This is a genomic window from Craterilacuibacter sp. RT1T (genome assembly GCF_023502145.1).
GTDB lineage: Bacteria > Pseudomonadota > Gammaproteobacteria > Burkholderiales > Chromobacteriaceae > Craterilacuibacter.
On record NZ_JAMFLI010000001.1, the window covers coordinates 701214 to 717558 of the forward strand.

Below are 16345 nucleotides of genomic sequence, written 5' to 3' on the forward strand. Positions count from 1 at the left end.
AAAAGATGGAGGAACGCAAGGTGATCGGCATCCGGGACTATCGCGGTCCCGCCGGTGGTTGGGGGGCGCTTAAGGCGGTTGCCGGTGTCGTGCGCGAGCAGATGGATGCGGTTGAAGCTGCCACCACCTTGTTGCGCACCAATCAGCCGCAAGGCTTCGATTGTCCCGGCTGTGCCTGGCCGGACAAGAATCATCAGTCCACCTTTCAGTTTTGCGAAAACGGTGCCAAGGCCGTGTCGTGGGAGGCCACCCGCAAACGGGCGACGCCGGCACTGTTTGCCCGTCACCGCGTGGCGGACTTGCTGCGCTTAAGCGACCACGAGCTGGAGGATTTTGGCCGGCTGACCGAGCCCATGGTGTACGACCCCGCCAGCGATACCTATCAGGCCTTGCCTTGGGACGAGGCCTTTCGCCGGATTGGCGCGATTCTTCAAACGCTGCCACCGCATGCGGTCGATTTTTACACTTCCGGGCGTACTTCCAACGAGGCGGCTTTTTTATACCAGCTGTTCGCGCGCGAATACGGCAGCAATAATTTTCCCGACTGCTCGAATATGTGCCACGAGCCGACCAGTGTCGGCCTGCCGCGCTCCATCGGCATGGGCAAGGGCTCGGTGTCGCTGGATGATTTCGAACACTGCGAACTGATTATCTCGATCGGGCATAACCCCGGCACCAACCACCCGCGCATGATGGGCGTGCTGCATGCTGCGGCGCGGCGCGGTGTGCCCATCGTGGTGCTTAACCCGCTCAAAGAGTTGGCGCTGGAGCGCTTTGCCGACCCGCAGGACGCGCTGGAAATGGCGACCCATGGTGCCACGGCCATTGCGTCGAACTATCTGCAGGTCAAGGCCGGCGGCGATGCCGCTGCACTTAAGGGCATGATGAAAGCCTTGCTGGCGCTGGATGCCGGCGAAGGCCCTGTGCTGGATCACGCCTTTATCGCCGAGCATACCCGCGGTTTTGCCGCTTTGGCCGCGGATCTGCAGGCCACCGGCTGGCCGGAAATCGAAGCGGCCAGCGGTCTTTCGCAGTCTGAACTGGAGGCGGTGGCGGTGCTGTATGCCCGCTCCAATGCAACCATTGTCAGCTATGGCATGGGGCTGACCCAGCACAGTCGCGGCACTGCCAATGTGCGCCTGCTATGCAATCTGCTGCTGTTGCGCGGCAATATCGGCAAGCCCGGTGCCGGTATCTGCCCTTTGCGCGGCCACTCCAATGTACAGGGCAACCGTACGGTGGGAATTACCGAAAAGCCTGGCGCGGCATTTTTGCAAAAAATGGCCGCGACTTTCGGCTTTACGCCGCCGCAGCAGCCCGGACGCGATGCGGTGCGCAGCATGCAGGCCATCATCAGCGGTGAATGCCAGGCGCTGATCTGTCTGGGCGGCAATCTGGCCGTTGCCTTGCCCGACCCGCAGCAATGCTATCCGGCCATGGCCGGGCTTGCGCTGGCCGTTCATGTGGGCACCAAGCTGAACCGTTCCCACTTGCTGGTGTCCAGGGCAACTTTTTTGCTGCCCTGCCTGGGGCGCACCGAGGAGGACAGCCAGGGCGGCGAAATTCAGGCGGTGACGGTCGAGGACTCCATGTCCATGGTGCACGCCTCGGTCGGCAAACTGCCGCCCGCATCGCCCCATCTTGTTTCGGAAGTGGCGATTGTGGCGGGAATGGCGCAGGCAGCTTTGCCGCATAGCCGGATCAACTGGGCTGCGCTTTCTACCCGCTATGACACTATCCGCGAACTGATCGAGCAGGTCATTCCCGGCTTTGAGCACTACAACGCCCGCATCCGCGAGCCTGGCGGTTTTCGTTTGCCGCTGCCGGCGTGCGAGCGGGTGTGGAATACGCCCTCCGGCAAAGCCGAATTCTTTGTCTTTAGCGGGCTGGCCGAAGATGCACCGCTAGATGGAGATAAGGGGCTGCGGTTGATTACGCTACGCAGTCACGACCAGTACAACACCACCATTTATTCCCAGGATGACCGCTATCGCGGCGTATTCGGGCGGCGCGATGTGCTGTTTATGCACGCGGATGATCTGGCGCGACTAGCCCTGCAACATGGCGATCTGGTCGATATCGAAACACAGTTGGCCGGGCAGGCTCGCATCTATAGCGGGCTGACGGTGATCCGTCACGACATCGCCGCCGGTACGGTTGCGGCCTACTATCCGGAGGCCAATTGCCTGATCCCGCTGGATTACTTCGATGAAGACAGCGGTACACCTGGCTACAAATCGGTACCGGTGCGCGTGCGCAAGCATTCGTGAACGCCATATGGCGCTTTTGCCCATCAACAAAATCAAGCGTGCCTGAATTCGTCCAAAAAAACGTCTACTATCCCGGATTTTGTCCGGGTGATGCGTGGTCATGAAAATGAGCTTGGTTTTGGCGATGCGGCGGGCTGGGGTGTCGATGGCAGGGCGTGCTTTGTGGCGACTCGGTTTTTTCAAGCTGCGGGTGTTGTCATGAGCACGCGCATGTTGCTGGATGCGCTATGCCTGCTTCTGTGTCTTGCTTGTGCTCTTTGGGTAGGGTTGATGTTTACCCCCGCCGATTGCGGCGGGCCGGGTACGCTGACGCTGTTGTTGCAGTTGCTGCTGTTTGCACCGCTTTATCTATTGGCGCTGGCCTTGCTGACCTTGCAGCGGCCGCATCTTAACCGGCTGCTGGCGCTGGCCGTCTCGCTGCCGGCATGGCTGATGCCGTATTTGCCGCCAAGCGCTGTCCGTGCGTGCGATGTCGTGCCGCCTGACTGGCTGGGAGGCGTCATGCTGGTGCTGGGGGCGCTGGCCTGGGGCATGCCGCTACTGCGCCGGCGCTATGGCTGACGGGGTTGCTGCTGGCGGGAGGGTTCGACATGCGGGTTGGCGTGCAGTTCGAGTGCGCCAGCGGCAAGTGCATGATTGCGCGGCTTGAAACACACCGCATGCCCAAAGCGCATCCGCTCGGCCATGCAAAAAAATATCGGCTTTGTCCGGTGGGCGTGCTGGCGCCGTGGCGGGGTTGTTTTAAAGATCTGCCTGTTTTTTAGTCAGCGGCGGCCAGGCCTTGACCGGGCAAGGCCTGGCCGCGTTTATCCACAGCCTGCCCCCAGCTTTGTGCGCTGTCTTTGTGGGTGAGTGTGGATAGCGTGACGGTTTTATTCCGCCTGCTGTTGCAGTAGGCGCAAACCGTTGGCGATCACCAGCAAACTTGCCCCCATGTCGGCGAAGACTGCCATCCACATCGTTCCCATGCCGGCAAGGGTGAGTAGCAAAAACACCGCCTTGATGCCCAGCGCCAGTGCGATGTTTTGCAGCAGCACGGCATGGCAGCGGCGCGACAAACGGATAAAGGCCGGCAGTTTGGCCAGATCGTCATCCATCAGTGCCACGTCGGCGGTTTCGATGGCGGTGTCGGTGCCGGCGGCCCCCATGGCAAAGCCGATATCGGCACGCGCCAGCGCCGGGGCGTCGTTAATGCCGTCGCCCACCATGCCGGTCACGCCTTGTGCGCAATAGGCGGCGACTGCGTCCAGCTTGTCTTGCGGCAGCAACTGGCCGCGGGCGTCGTCTATGCCGGCCATGTCGGCGATGGTGCGTACGGTGTGGGCATTGTCGCCGCTCAGTATGACCGTCTTGACACCCAAGTCATGCAACTGGGCAATGGCCAGGCGGCTACCTTGTTTTATCGTGTCGGCCATGGCAAACAGCGCCAGCACCCGCGTTTCATCGGCAAGCAGGGTCACGCTTTTGCCTTGCTGCTCTAGGCGGGTGATTTCGTCGTTGAGAGTGGCATGGCACAGTGCCTGCGCCTGCATTAGCCGGTGCTGGCCAAGCGTATAGTTTGTACCTGCAAGCGAGCCGCGGATGCCTTGGCCTGGCAGGGCGGTAAAATCGCTGACCTCAAGCGCGGACGTACCCGTGTGCGCCAACGCCCGCACAATGGCGCGCGAGGCCGGGTGATCGGAGCGCTCGGCTAGGCTGAGCGCCACCTTGCGAATGGCGGCTGTGTCGTGTGCATGGAAAAACAGGGTATCGGTCAGCTCGGGCCGGCCGTGGGTGAGGGTGCCGGTCTTGTCCAGTGCCAGCCACTGAAGCTTGCGCCCGGCTTCTAAAAATGCACCGCCCTTGATCAGGATGCCGGCACGCGCCGCGGCCGTCAGTGCGCTGACGATGGTGACCGGGGTGGAAATCACCAGCGCGCACGGGCAGGCAATCACCAGCAAGACCAGCGCCTTGTAGATCCAGTCATGCCAGTTGCCGTCCAGCAGCAGCGGCGGGAGCAGGGCGGTGGCCAGTGCCAGCGCGAAGATGAGCGGGGTGTAAACGCGGGCAAAGCGGTCGATAAAGCACTGCATCGGCGCGCGCGCGCCTTGTGCCTGTTCGACGGCGTGCACGATGCGTGCCAGTGTCGAATGCTCGGCACGGCTTGTTGCGCGGTATTCCAGCTCGCCGGCCTGATTGATGGTGCCGGCAAACACATGGTCGCCAATGCCTTTTTCTACCGGCAGGCTCTCGCCGGTGATGGGGGCCTGGTTGAGGGTGGACTGCCCGGCCGTCACGATGCCATCCAGCGCGATGCGCTCGCCGGGGCGTACCCGTATCCGGCATCCCGCTTCCAGTGTTTTGGCGTCGCGTGTCTGCCATAGACCGTTTTCGTCCTGTACGGTGGCGGTGTCCGGACTCAGTTGCATCAGTGCGCGCAGCGCATGGCGCGCCTTGTCCAGCGATAGCGCCTCGATGCGTTCGGCCAGGGTGAAGAGCACCATCACCATGGCCGCTTCTGGCCACTGGCCGATCACTGCGGCGCCGGTGACGGCAATGCTCATCAGTGCATTGATATTGAGTTCGCCATGGCGCAGCGAAATCCAGCCTTTTTTGTAGGTCGACAGGCCGCACAGGGCGATGGCCGCGCTGGCGCAGGCGGCTGCCAGTAGCGTGCTTTGCCCGGTGAAGTGGGCCACTTCTGCCAATAGCGCCATCAGGGCGGCGCTAGCCAGCGGCCACCAGGCGGTTTTCGCTAGCGGGCGCTCTTGTGCGGGCGCATCGTTTGGCAATGGCTGGGCCTGCATGCCCAAGGTGTTGATGGCTTGCACAATCGCGTCCTGCATTTCGTCGCGATGCACCACGGTCAGTACCCGCTGCATCAGATTGAAGTGCAGCGTGGCAATGCCGCTCATCCCCTCCAGTTTCTTGCGCAGCAGCGCCTCTTCAACCGGACAATCCATCGCCGCGATATAAAAGCGGCTGCGCTGCTGGCCGGATGAAACGGCGGGCTGAGTGTCGGGCTCCTCTGGCACCGCGCTATGGCAGGCGCCGCTACAGCAGGTGGCGGGCTTGGGATGCGCGGTGTCGCTTGCAAGGTGCGGCTGGGCGCTGTGGGGGTGGGTACGGTAATGCATGATGACATCCGTTGAATTCTGTTATGGTGTATTGCACACCCTGAAGTGACTACAGGGTCAAGCACGAATCGAGGTCGAGGATGAAAATAGGTGAATTGGCACAGCTTGCCCGCTGCACGGTAGAAACGGTGCGCTACTACGAGAAGGCCGGCTTGTTGGCCATGCCTGAGCGCAATGCGGCTAATTACCGCCACTATGGCGCGGGGCATGTCGAACGTTTGCGTTTCATCCGCAACTGCCGGGCGCTGGATATGACCCATGAGGAAATCCGCGCCTTGCTCGGGCTGATGGATACGCCGGCGGCAGCTTGCGGCGAGGTCAATCAGTTGCTGGATGCGCATATCGGCCATGTCGATGCCCGCATACAGGAGCTGACCGAACTGAGGGTGCAACTGACGGATGTGCGCCGGCAATGCCAGAGCGAACAGTCGGTTGCCGCCTGCGGAATTTTGCAGGGATTGGTGCAGATGGATGCCGGAGAGAAAAACGGGCGTCACACCCATCTTGGCTAGAGTGGATGCTCGGCTTTTGTGCCGGTGTGGAAGGGGCTGCCGTTTTTGCGGGCATGAAAAAACCGTCGTCAAAACAAGGTGTTGACGACGGTTTTGCCGGGCCTGGCCCCGCCGGCGCGGCTGACTGCGGCGTTGGCGCTGGTGTGCTGCTTTTTAAATGTGCAACCCGGTCAAGCCCTTGTTTTTTAATAGGTTTGACTGGGTTAATTTCATTTATCCACAGGATTATCCCTGTATTTCTGTGGATAGCTGCTCCAGCTGCTCCTGCACATCCATCCACTCTTCCTCGACCTGTTCGATACGGGCGACGGTTTCGCCCTGCTTTTGCAGGGTTTCGGTCAGAAGGCTCTTGTTGGCGGCGCTATACGCGTCTTCACTGGCCAAAAAAGCCTCCAGCTCGTTTTTCTCGCGGTTAAGCTTGTCCATCTCCTTTTCCAGTTTGTCCAGACGCGTAGTCAGCGGCTTTTTCAGCGCATTAAGCCGTTTGCGCTCGTCGGCTTGCAGGCGCTTTTCTTCCTTGCGCGTGATGCCGCTGCCGCTGTCGGCACTGCTGGGCTTGCCGCTGTCAGCCAGTTCGGCGATGCGCTGCTGGCGGTAGTCTTCCAGATCGCCATCAAACGGCGTGACTGCGCCGCCGCCTACGCGCCAGAATACATCGGTGGTGGCTTCAAGCAAGGAGCGGTCATGCGACACCACGATCAGTGCGCCGCCAAAGTCCTGCAGCGCCAGCGTCAGGGCATGGCGCATTTCCAGGTCCAGGTGGTTGGTCGGTTCATCCAGCAGCAGCAAATTGGGCTTTTGCCATACGATGAGCGCGAGCGCGAGGCGCGACTTTTCACCGCCCGACATCGGCCCGACCGGCGCGGACACTTCATCGCCACGGAAATTGAAGCCGCCCAAAAAGGTGCGCAGCTCCTGCTCGCGTACGGTGGGAGCCAGTTTTTGCAAATGCCACAAGGGCGACTCGTCCGGACGCAGCGTTTCTAGCTGGTGCTGGGCAAAATAGCCGATTTGCAGCATTTGTGCGCCGATCAGATCGCCCTGTTGCGGCTTGAGTTCGCCCGCGAGCAGTTTGACCAGGGTCGACTTACCCGCGCCGTTGACACCCAACAGGCCGATGCGCGCACCGGCCTCGACCGATAGCGTCAGATTGCGCAGTATGGGGGTATCGCCATAACCGACGCTGACGTTTTCCAGCTTGAGCAGCGGATTGGGCAGCTTGTCCGGCGGGGCGAAGGAAAAATCGAAGGGCGAGTCGGTATGTGCCGGCGCCACGCGTTCCAGCTTTTCCAGCGCCTTGACCCGGCTTTGTGCCTGACGCGCCTTGCTGGCCTTGGCCTTGAAGCGGGTAATAAAAGATTCGAGATGGGCGATCTGCTTTTGCTGCTTCTGAAAGTCGGATTGCTGGCGCGACAGTTTTTCCGCGCGCATGACTTCAAAGCTGCTGTAGTTGCCGGTGTATAGCGTCAGCGTTTGTTGCGCCACTTCGACGATATGGGTGGTGACCGCATCAAGAAAATCGCGGTCGTGCGAGATCACCAGCAAGGTGCCGGGGTAGGCGACCAGCCAGTCCTCCAGCCACAGCACGGTTTCGATATCGAGGTGGTTGGTCGGTTCGTCCAGCAGCAACAAATCGGAGCGGCACATCAGTGCCTGCGCCAGATTCAGGCGCATGCGCCAGCCGCCGGAAAAATCGGATACCGGCCGTGCCTGGCCTTCCTGGCTGAAACCCAGGCCGGTGAGCAAGCGCGCGGCGCGCGACTCGGCGGTATAGGCATCGATATGTTCCAGTTCGCCATGCAGGTGGCCGATTTCGACGCCGTCGTTGGCCTGCTCGGCTTGCGTAAGTTGCGCCTGCAAATTGCGCAGCTCATGGTCGCCATCGAGCACATAATCCAGCGCGCTTCTGTTAAGTGCCGGTGTTTCCTGTGCCACATGGGCTACCGTCCAGTGGGCCGGCACTTCGACTTCGCCGGCATCCTGCTGCAATTGGCCCATGAGCAGCGCAAACAGGCTGGACTTGCCGGCACCATTGGCGCCGACCATGCCGATACGGTTGCCGGGGTTCAGGGTAAGGCTGGCGTTGATCAGCAGCTCTTTCAGGCCGCGACGCAGATTGACGTTCTTCAGTTGGATCATGGGTTTCCGCTATGCCGTTTCCGGCAGAGATTCTGCAGCGCCGCCCATCCCGGTGATGCTAGCAGGGCGCGCGGCGGCATAAAGGTCAGGACATTCAGGCTTTGGGCAAGGTGGCCAGATCCCAGCGCGGCTTGACGCTGAAACCGCCGGCATCATGGGCAAACTTAAGGCGCATGGCGCCGGCAAAGGCGATCATGGCTCCGTTATCGGTGCACAGCGCCATGGGCGGATAGAATACGGCGAAGCGGTATTTGGTCGCCGCGGCATTCAGGCCGGCGCGCAACTGCTTGTTGGCGCCGACGCCGCCGGCCACCACGATGCGCTTCATGCCGGCTTTTTTCATTGCCTTCAGGCATTTATGCACCAGCACATCGACGATGGCATCCTGAAAAGCACGGCAGATGTCCATGCGTGCCTGTTCGCTGATCTCCCCTTCGCTGGCTTCCACCTGACGGGTCAGCGTCAATACGGCGGTTTTCAGGCCGGAGAAGCTCATGTCCAGATTGTCCGAGTGCAGCATGGGGCGCGGCAGGGTAAAGCGGTCCGGGTCGCCGGATTCGGCCAGTTGCGACAGGCGCGGGCCGCCCGGGTAATCCAGCCCCAGCAGTTTGGCCGTCTTGTCGAAGGCTTCGCCGGCGGCATCGTCCAGCGTCTCGCCCAGAATTTCATAGTCGCCGATGCCGCGCACCGCCATGATCTGGGTGTGGCCGCCGGACACCAGTAGCGCCAGGAACGGGAACTCGGGCCGCGATTCGGCCAGCAGCGGCGACAAGAGGTGGCCTTCCAGATGGTGGACTTCGATCACCGGCTTTTTCAGCGAGTAGGCCAGCGCATTGGCAAAACTTGCGCCCACCAGCAAGGCACCGCCAAGGCCGGGCCCCTGGGTGTAGGCCACGGCATCGATGTCGGCCAGCGTTTTGCCGGCTTCTTTCAGGCAGGCTTCGGTCAGCGGCACGACGCGGCGGATATGGTCGCGGCTGGCCAGTTCGGGAACCACGCCGCCGTACTCTGCATGCATCGCCATTTGCGTATGCAGTTGCTGGGCGATCAGCCCGGCTTCGAGGTCGTACAGTGCAACCCCGGTTTCGTCACAAGACGATTCGATTCCCAATACCAGCATGATGGCTTCTTGATAAAACAATCTAAGCATTTTACCGGTGATTCTTTGCCAGCCCAAATCCGAGTGATAGGCTATTCGATTCGGGTGGCCATATTGGCCGGTAAAATACGGGGAAATACAGGTTTTGCGCCTGTCAAAAAGGGGAAAAGATGAAAGCCAGGCTGAAGTGGGTGGACGGTGTCTGTTTTATGGCGGAGACCGGTAGCGGGCACGCGGTGGTGATGGATGGCGCCCCCGAGGGCGGCGGGCGCAATCTGGGACCGCGTCCGATGGAGCTGTTATTGGTCGGCACGGCCGGCTGCACCAGCTATGACGTCTTGTCCATCCTGAAAAAATCACGGCAGGAGGTGACGGACTGCTGGGTGGAGATGGAGGCCGAGCGTGCCGACACCGAGCCCAAGATTTTCACCAAAATTCATTTCCATTTCGTTGTCACCGGGCGCGGCCTGAAAAGCGAGGCCGTCGAGCGCGCGATCCGCCTGTCGGCGGAAAAATATTGCTCGGCCTCCATCATGCTGGGCAAGAGTGCCGACATTACGCACGACTTCGAAATCAGGGAAAACTGAAATCTCCGGCGGAGGTTAACCGACTAGACCTTGCCGTCAGGGCGGGGTCTAGCGTGCTGTTCAGTGGTGACGTTCGTGACCCATTAGCCTGAAAAAATAGTGCGCGCCAGCGTATGGTGCGGCTGCCTTCTCTCTGCCTATACCTTCTGCATGGCCTATCCGCTTCTTTTTGCCCGTGTGTTCTAGGTCAATCGGCTGATGTATTCCTGTTGCCATCATGACTGGCGCGGTATTTGCTTTGAGCCTTACTGACCCCGGGTCTGAGCGGGAAAAATCAAGGTACAGAGGCGCATCGTCGATGTGCTGCCAGGTGATTGACACAATTCATAAGGGTGTAAGCATGAACAAATCGGGTATATCAGTCTTACTGTGGGCAAGTTTGGCTCTTCTGATGAGCTTGCTGCTCATCACTGCCGTGCAAGCCGCTCCGGCCGAGGCGTCGCCCATGTCGGCAAGGCTTGCTGCGCAAAGCCCGGCCATAAAAGTATTGCGTGGCCCCATGCTGCACTTTTTGGCTGATCCGAGTCAGACGCCGCGGCTTGAAGATGCGGTACAGTACTTCGAAGACGGTATGCTCATCGTGCGAAACGGGGTTGTTGAGAAGTTTGGGCCGGCCTCGACTTTAAAAGCCAGTGTGCCGGCTGGCGTGGCCATTGAAAAGGTCGCCAAAGACCAGCTTTTGCTCCCAGGCTTCGTTGACACCCATATCCATTATCCGCAAACGGAAATGATTGGCGCCTATGGCGAGCAACTGCTGGATTGGTTGAAGAAGTACACCTTTCCTACCGAGGGGCAATTCAAAGACCGTACGCATGCAAGAAAAATCGCGGGGATTTTCCTGAAAGAACTGTTGAAGAACGGCACCACAACGGCACTTGTATTTGGCACTGTCCACAAGGAGTCAGTCGATGTACTGTTCGAAAAGGCGTCTGACCTAGATATGCGACTGATTGCCGGTAAGGTCATGATGGACCGTAATGCGCCCGATTACCTGCTGGATACACCCACCTCCAGCTATGAGGACAGTAAGGCGCTTATCAAGAAATGGCATCATCGTGGCCGGCTGCTCTATGCCATTACGCCACGCTTTGCACCGACCTCGTCGCCCGGGCAATTGGAAATGGCGCAGAAACTCAAGCAAGAATTTCCGGATGTCTATGTTCATACCCACCTTTCAGAAAATCTTGGCGAGGTGGAGTGGGTCAAGTCGCTCTTCCCGGAACGTAGTGGCTATCTTGACGTATACGACCATTATCAACTCACCGGCCGTCGTGCGGTGTTTGCGCATGGCGTTCATCTGACGGATGCGGAATTCTCCACGTTGGCCAAAACCGATTCGGCCATTGCTTTTTGCCCGACTTCTAACCTGTTCCTCGGTAGCGGTTTATTCAAATTCGACAAAGCCAAGTCCTCCGGAGTCAAGGTGGGCTTAGGCACAGACGTCGGTGCTGGGACTAGTTTCTCGCATTTTGAAACCATGGGTGAGGCCTACAAGATCATGCAATTGCAGGGCAGGAAGCTCTCGGCCTACGAAAGCTTCTATCTCGCGACACTTGGTGGTGCCAAATCACTCGATCTGCAAGACAAAATCGGCAATCTGCAGTCAGGTAAAGAGGCCGATTTTGTCATTCTTAATCTTGCAGCCAGTGACTTGGGACGGCTTCGACTCTCTACTTCCAAAACGCTGGAAGAGAAACTTTTTGTCTTGATGACAATAGGGGATGACAGAAATGTCGCTTCCACTTATGTCGCGGGTCGAAAGGTCTATGGGCCGTAAGTATTTGCTTTGCAAGTTGCGCGCGGGATGCATTGATTTCTCTAAAAGAGTATTCGTGATCCATTGAGCCGGCATGCCGCTTAAAATGGGGCGGGTCAGCTATAAGCGGGGAGTGAGGCCATATGCGCTGCTTTTTTTCCTGTCAGCCCAAGCCGTGTGTCAGTACTCCGTGTTGAGGGTGACTGCGAATTTGTACAACTCGCTACGTTGGGTCATTTGTGCTCTGGTGGCCTTTCTCATCATGACCATGAGTGCCATAGGCAAAGGATCAGTCTGTAGCTATCGTCGTATGGGTGGGGAATATACGATTTTGGTGCGGATAGGCTGGCTTGGCTTCTGGAATGGGGCATGACTGTCATTGCCTATTAACGCTTGGTCGCGCTTATTCGGTTTTTTGTCCGGCGCATGCGCAAGTTCGGCCTTGTGGGGGCAGGGCAAGGCTCGAAAACAGTGGCACTTCGTGGAATAATCGGCGCATTACACAATAGGTAAGTACCATGCCGGAACTGAATGTGAATGGCGTCCCGCTGCGGGTGGGCAATATTTTCTGCATCGGGCGCAATTACGCCGCTCATGCCGCCGAGCTTGGCAATGCGCTGGAAGAAGAACCGCTGGTGTTTCTCAAACCGACCTCGGCGCTGATCGGCGAGGATGCGCCCATCACACTGCCGGCCTATTCGCAGGATGTGCAGCACGAGGCCGAACTGGTGGTACTGATAGGCAAGGGCGGCGCCGATATTGCCGAATCCGATGCCTTGGCTCATGTCGCCGCTTACGGCATCGGCCTGGATCTGACTGCGCGCGATGTGCAGGCCGAGGCCAAGCGCAAGGGCTTGCCCTGGGTGAAGGCCAAGGGCTTTCGCTCGGCGGCCTGCGTGTCGGCACTGGTGGCGGCGCAGCGCGTACCGGACCCGCAAGCCCTGCATTTTTCGCTGACGGTAAATGGCGAAACGCGGCAGCAAGGCGATACCGCCATGATGCTGTTTTCGGTCGCTCATATTGTCAGCACGCTGTCGCGTATTTACGGCCTGAGCGCGGGCGATCTGATCTATACCGGCACACCGGCGGGCGTGTCGGCGCTGGCATCGGGTGACACGGTCGCCGTGCAGCTGGATGGGCTGGTGAGTGCCACCTGGAGGGTGGCGTAATGGCGCGCGGCAAGGGCAAGGCGGTAGAGAGCGAAGACGACGATAAGCTCCGGCTGGATAAGTGGCTGTGGGCCGCGCGTTTTTACAAGACGCGTGCGCTGTCGCACGAGGCGATCGAGCTTGGGCGCATCGAAGTCAATGGCGAGCGGGTCAAGGCGTCGCGCGTGGTGCGCGAGGGCGATGTGCTGGATATGAAAATCCAGCAATTGCCGTGGCGGGTCACCGTATTGCAACTGTCCGGCCAGCGCAGGCCTGCCAAGGAAGCGCAGCTGATGTATGCCGAAGACGCCGCAATCAAGGCGGCACGCGAGGAAAAGATGTTGCTGCTTAAGGCCGAGCACGCCAGCTTTCCGCATGGCGAGGGGCGGCCGACCAAGCGCTCGCGGCGCGAGATCGACAAGTTTCGCGGCGGCTGAGGCGCGCTTGCTTGCGGCGCGTGGCGGGTTTATTCTGCGCCGCTTCATAAGCTTACCCTTATGCGCCGCCTGGCGGCGCACATTCTATGCGTAAACCCGATACCCGTGCGGCCATGTACACGCTGATTGCCCAGGTGCGCGCCGCCATGCCGTTTCATCTGCCGGTGGCGGCCATCTGTCAGGGGCTATGCAATGGCTGCTCGAAAAAGCTGCTGGAGTTTCTCGATGTCGAGCTGCTGGACTGGCAGGCGCGGCTGGATGCCGGCGAAACGCCCAAGCTTGGCGAAATCGACAAACTCGCGCGCCTGAGCGGCAAGGTCTACAAGGTTTTGCAGCGCAATCAGCTGGTGTGAGCCGGTGCTAATACGCGGCGGGCGGCGATTCCGTATAATCCAGCCCCATGAAAACTTCTGTTCCCTTCGCGCCGCTGGCGGCGTTCTATTTCTGCTATTTCGCTTTTTTCGGCCTGTTCAGCCCGTTCTGGGGGCTGTATCTCGAATCGCTGTCGTTTAGCCCCTGGCAAATTTCCCTGCTGATGTCGCTCTCAACCCTGGCGCGTATTGCCGCGCCGGGCTTGTGGGGCTGGCTGGCCGACCATATGCGCCGGCGCCGGCCCATTGTGATTGGCACCTCCATCGTGTCGGCGGCGGCTTTTGCCATGGTCGGGCTTAGCCCGGTTTTCTGGTGGATGTTTGCCTTTCTCGCGCTATCGCATTTTTTCTGGGCCGCAGCATTGCCGCTGGTGGAAGCCAGTAGCGCCCACCTGACGCGCGCAAGCCCCGGGCGTTATAGCCGTATTCGGCTTTGGGGCTCGATCGGCTTTGTCGTGACGTCGGTCGCCGGCGGCTATCTGTTTGACTGGCTGTCGATAGCCATCATGCCTTGGGTGGTGACCGCGACGCTGGTGCTGATCGTGTTTGCCGCGCTGGCCGTGCCGGATGTGGTGCCGGAAAGGGCGGCGGAGGCATCTCTGCCGATAATGGCGACTTTGCGCCAGCCGGTGGTGCTGGCGCTGTTTGGCTGCTGCTTTTTAATGGCGTATGCGCACGGGCCGTATTATGTGTTCTATTCGATTGCCTTGAAAAACGCGGGTTATGCGCGCGACAGCATAGGCTGGTTGTGGGCCATCGGGGTCATGGCCGAGGTTGCCGCCTTCTGGTTTATGCCGCGCCTGATGCGTAGCGCCTCGGCCGAGCGCCTGATGCTGGTGTCGCTTTTGGCTGCGGTCGTGCGTTTTGCCCTGCTGGCGCTGGCGCTGCAAACGGCGGCTCTGGCGGTGCTGGCCCAATTGCTGCATGGCCTCACGTTTGGTGTGCATCATGCGGCGGCCGTGGCCTTGTTGCACCGCTATTTTGCGCCGGCGCACCAGGCGCGCGCGCAAGGCTTTTACATTATTGCCGGCTTTGGGCTGGGCGGCAGTAGCGGCGGGCTGATCAGCGGCTTGCTCTGGCCCATGGGCGGGGCGCTGGCCGTGTTCGGCATGTCGACACTGGCCGCGCTAGGTGGCGTGATATTGGCTCTGCTGTTTTTGCGTTCGCCTAAACAAGCGGCCGCCGTTTAGACGCTTTGTCCGATAATTGGACGCTCTGTCCGAAGCCTCGCAAGCCTTGTGCTGCGAGGCTTTGCTGTTTTTTAGGCGCAGCTTTCGCATTGCAGCATGCACCGCTTGTAACAAGGTCGGACGATATGACAGAATGGAATCACCCCTATTGCAAACACTGGCAAAAAAACCATGACGGCACAAACCCTGTACGACAAGTTGTGGGCTTCCCACGTGGTGCGCGAAGAGAGCGACGGCACCTGCCTTTTGTATATCGACCGCCATCTGGTGCATGAAGTCACCAGTCCGCAAGCCTTCGAAGGCCTGAAACTGGCGGGCCGCGCACTGTGGCGCAAGGATTCGGTGGTGTCGACCGCTGACCACAATACGCCGACCGATCATTGGGATCAGGGTATTCAGGATCCGATCTCGCGCCTGCAAGTCGAGACGCTGGACGCCAATATCAAGGCTTTCGGTGCGCTGGCCTATTTCCCGTTCAAGGATATCGGTCAGGGCGTGGTGCATGTGATGGGGCCGGAGCAGGGGGCGACCTTGCCGGGGATGACCGTGGTGTGCGGCGACAGCCATACCTCGACCCACGGCGCTTTCGGCGCGCTGGCGCACGGCATCGGCACTTCCGAAGTCGAGCATGTGATGGCAACCCAGTGTCTGGTGGCCAAGAAGTCTAAGAATATGCGCGTCAGCGTCGAAGGACAGCTGGGCCTTGGCGTGGGAGCCAAGGATGTGGCGCTGGCGATTATCGGCCAGATCGGCACCGCCGGCGGTACCGGCTACGCCATCGAGTTTGCCGGCTCCGCCATTCGCGGCCTTTCCATGGAAGGACGGATGACGCTGTGCAATATGGCGATTGAAGCCGGTGCGCGCTCGGGTCTGGTGGCGGTTGACGACAAGACCATCGCTTATGTCAAAGACCGTCCGCTCGCGCCCAATGCGGCGCAGTGGGATGCGGCCGTGGCGTACTGGGCCACGCTGCATTCGGACGAGGGGGCGCATTTTGATGCCGAGGTGACACTCAGGGCCGAAGACATTGCGCCGCAGGTGACCTGGGGTACCTCGCCGGAGATGGTGGTGGATGTCAACGGCCGCGTGCCCGACCCTGCACAGGAAACCGATGCGGTGAAAAAAGCCGGTGCCATCCGTGCGCTGGAGTATATGGGCCTCGTTGCCAATACCCCGATCAGCGAGATCGCGGTGGATGTGGTGTTTATCGGTTCGTGCACCAACTCGCGCATCGAGGATTTGCGCGAGGCGGCTGTCGTGGCGCGTGGCCGCAGCAAGGCTGCCAATGTCAAGCAGGTGCTGGTGGTGCCAGGCTCGGGTCTGGTCAAGCAGCAGGCCGAGGCCGAGGGGCTGGATAAAGTGTTTGTCGCGGCGGGCTTTGAGTGGCGCGAGCCGGGCTGTTCGATGTGTCTGGCGATGAATGCCGATCGCCTGTTGCCGGGCGAGCGCTGCGCATCGACTTCCAACCGCAACTTTGAAGGCCGGCAGGGGCAGGGCGGACGCACCCATCTGGTCAGCCCCGCGATGGCGGCGGCCGCGGCCGTGACCGGGCATTTTGCCGATGTACGCAAGCTGGAGGCGGTATGAGAGCACTGTTGACTGTCCTGACGCTGGGCCTGCTTGCGGGTTGCAATACCATGCAGGGCATGGGGCAGGACATCCAGAAGGGCGGGCAGGTGATCAGCAATACCGCCCGCGATGTGGCCAACAAATTCTGACG

At 60.2% G+C, this 16345-nt stretch carries 14 protein-coding genes; 11 read left to right on the top strand and 3 right to left on the bottom strand.

Annotation, left to right across the window (positions count from 1 at the left end):
* The first annotated feature begins 5 nt into the window (after positions 1–5).
* Both M3P88_RS03620 and M3P88_RS03625 read left to right on the top strand, forming a co-directional pair.
* Entirely contained in the window at positions 6–2270 is a 2265-nt protein-coding gene (locus tag M3P88_RS03620; RefSeq protein ID WP_249614678.1) for an FdhF/YdeP family oxidoreductase, read from the top strand.
* 198 nt (positions 2271–2468) lie between these two features.
* Positions 2469–2831, top strand: a complete 363-nt coding sequence (locus M3P88_RS03625) for a hypothetical protein (protein ID WP_249614679.1) — start codon at positions 2469–2471, stop codon at positions 2829–2831.
* Positions 2832–3142: 311 nt separating this feature from the next.
* On the opposite strand, the gene M3P88_RS03630 is transcribed toward M3P88_RS03625, so the two are convergent.
* The gene (locus M3P88_RS03630) at positions 3143–5386 is read right to left on the bottom strand and encodes a heavy metal translocating P-type ATPase (protein ID WP_249614680.1); all 2244 of its coding nucleotides are present in this window, start codon (positions 5384–5386) and stop codon (positions 3143–3145) included.
* Between the two features lie 80 nt (positions 5387–5466).
* On the opposite strand from M3P88_RS03630, the gene cadR reads away from it, so the two are divergent.
* Positions 5467–5898 (top strand): Cd(II)/Pb(II)-responsive transcriptional regulator, encoded by a 432-nt coding sequence (gene cadR / locus M3P88_RS03635; protein WP_249614681.1) that lies wholly within the window; start codon positions 5467–5469, stop codon positions 5896–5898.
* A 225-nt stretch (positions 5899–6123) separates the two neighbouring features.
* On the opposite strand, the gene M3P88_RS03640 is transcribed toward cadR, so the two are convergent.
* Both M3P88_RS03640 and tsaD read right to left on the bottom strand, forming a co-directional pair.
* Positions 6124–8037: an ATP-binding cassette domain-containing protein gene (locus tag M3P88_RS03640; RefSeq protein WP_249614682.1), complete on the bottom strand. Its 1914-nt coding sequence runs from the start codon at positions 8035–8037 to the stop codon at positions 6124–6126.
* Positions 8038–8131: 94 nt separating this feature from the next.
* On the bottom strand, positions 8132–9157 hold the full coding sequence (gene tsaD / locus M3P88_RS03645; RefSeq protein ID WP_249614683.1) for a tRNA (adenosine(37)-N6)-threonylcarbamoyltransferase complex transferase subunit TsaD: 1026 nt from the start codon (positions 9155–9157) through the stop codon (positions 8132–8134).
* Positions 9158–9306: 149 nt separating this feature from the next.
* Here tsaD and M3P88_RS03650 point away from each other — a divergent pair, with 149 nt between their 5' ends.
* From M3P88_RS03650 to M3P88_RS03685, 8 genes are all read left to right on the top strand, one after another.
* Positions 9307–9723, top strand: coding sequence for an OsmC family protein (locus M3P88_RS03650; protein ID WP_249614684.1), 417 nt, complete (start codon positions 9307–9309; stop codon positions 9721–9723).
* A gap of 340 nt (positions 9724–10063) precedes the next feature.
* On the top strand, positions 10064–11500 hold the full coding sequence (gene guaD / locus M3P88_RS03655; protein ID WP_249614685.1) for a guanine deaminase: 1437 nt from the start codon (positions 10064–10066) through the stop codon (positions 11498–11500).
* A gap of 497 nt (positions 11501–11997) precedes the next feature.
* Positions 11998–12648 carry a fumarylacetoacetate hydrolase family protein gene (locus tag M3P88_RS03660; RefSeq protein WP_249614686.1) on the top strand — a complete coding sequence of 217 codons (651 nt, stop codon included), beginning with the start codon at positions 11998–12000 and terminating at the stop codon, positions 12646–12648.
* Positions 12648–13064 carry an RNA-binding S4 domain-containing protein gene (locus M3P88_RS03665; RefSeq protein ID WP_249614687.1) on the top strand — a complete coding sequence of 139 codons (417 nt, stop codon included), beginning with the start codon at positions 12648–12650 and terminating at the stop codon, positions 13062–13064. The genes M3P88_RS03660 and M3P88_RS03665 overlap by 1 nt, the downstream gene beginning before the upstream one ends.
* Positions 13065–13150: 86 nt before the next feature.
* The gene (locus tag M3P88_RS03670) at positions 13151–13417 is read left to right on the top strand and encodes a hypothetical protein (RefSeq protein WP_249614688.1); all 267 of its coding nucleotides are present in this window, start codon (positions 13151–13153) and stop codon (positions 13415–13417) included.
* A 47-nt stretch (positions 13418–13464) separates the two neighbouring features.
* Positions 13465–14625 (top strand): MFS transporter, encoded by a 1161-nt coding sequence (locus tag M3P88_RS03675; protein ID WP_249614689.1) that lies wholly within the window; start codon positions 13465–13467, stop codon positions 14623–14625.
* A 171-nt stretch (positions 14626–14796) separates the two neighbouring features.
* The gene (leuC, locus tag M3P88_RS03680; RefSeq protein WP_249614690.1) at positions 14797–16212 is read left to right on the top strand and encodes a 3-isopropylmalate dehydratase large subunit; all 1416 of its coding nucleotides are present in this window, start codon (positions 14797–14799) and stop codon (positions 16210–16212) included.
* On the top strand, positions 16209–16343 hold the full coding sequence (locus M3P88_RS03685) for an entericidin A/B family lipoprotein (RefSeq protein WP_249614691.1): 135 nt from the start codon (positions 16209–16211) through the stop codon (positions 16341–16343). Before leuC ends, M3P88_RS03685 begins: the two co-directional genes overlap by 4 nt.
* Positions 16344–16345: the final 2 nt, after the last annotated feature.

Bases quoted from the DNA above. Each gene is read 5' to 3' on its own strand.
- guaD (WP_249614685.1), top strand. From the start codon at position 10,064: ATGAACAAATCGGGTATATCAGTCTTACTGTGGGCAAGTTTGGCTCTT.
- leuC (WP_249614690.1), top strand. From the start codon at position 14,797: ATGACGGCACAAACCCTGTACGACAAGTTGTGGGCTTCCCACGTGGTG.
- cadR (WP_249614681.1), top strand. From the start codon at position 5,467: ATGAAAATAGGTGAATTGGCACAGCTTGCCCGCTGCACGGTAGAAACG.
- tsaD (WP_249614683.1), bottom strand. From the start codon at position 9,157: ATGCTGGTATTGGGAATCGAATCGTCTTGTGACGAAACCGGGGTTGCA.
- M3P88_RS03620 (WP_249614678.1), top strand. From the start codon at position 6: ATGGAGGAACGCAAGGTGATCGGCATCCGGGACTATCGCGGTCCCGCC.
- M3P88_RS03685 (WP_249614691.1), top strand. From the start codon at position 16,209: ATGAGAGCACTGTTGACTGTCCTGACGCTGGGCCTGCTTGCGGGTTGC.
- M3P88_RS03660 (WP_249614686.1), top strand. From the start codon at position 11,998: ATGCCGGAACTGAATGTGAATGGCGTCCCGCTGCGGGTGGGCAATATT.
- M3P88_RS03630 (WP_249614680.1), bottom strand. From the start codon at position 5,386: ATGCATTACCGTACCCACCCCCACAGCGCCCAGCCGCACCTTGCAAGC.
- M3P88_RS03625 (WP_249614679.1), top strand. From the start codon at position 2,469: ATGAGCACGCGCATGTTGCTGGATGCGCTATGCCTGCTTCTGTGTCTT.
- M3P88_RS03640 (WP_249614682.1), bottom strand. From the start codon at position 8,037: ATGATCCAACTGAAGAACGTCAATCTGCGTCGCGGCCTGAAAGAGCTG.
- M3P88_RS03665 (WP_249614687.1), top strand. From the start codon at position 12,648: ATGGCGCGCGGCAAGGGCAAGGCGGTAGAGAGCGAAGACGACGATAAG.
- M3P88_RS03650 (WP_249614684.1), top strand. From the start codon at position 9,307: ATGAAAGCCAGGCTGAAGTGGGTGGACGGTGTCTGTTTTATGGCGGAG.
- M3P88_RS03675 (WP_249614689.1), top strand. From the start codon at position 13,465: ATGAAAACTTCTGTTCCCTTCGCGCCGCTGGCGGCGTTCTATTTCTGC.
- M3P88_RS03670 (WP_249614688.1), top strand. From the start codon at position 13,151: ATGCGTAAACCCGATACCCGTGCGGCCATGTACACGCTGATTGCCCAG.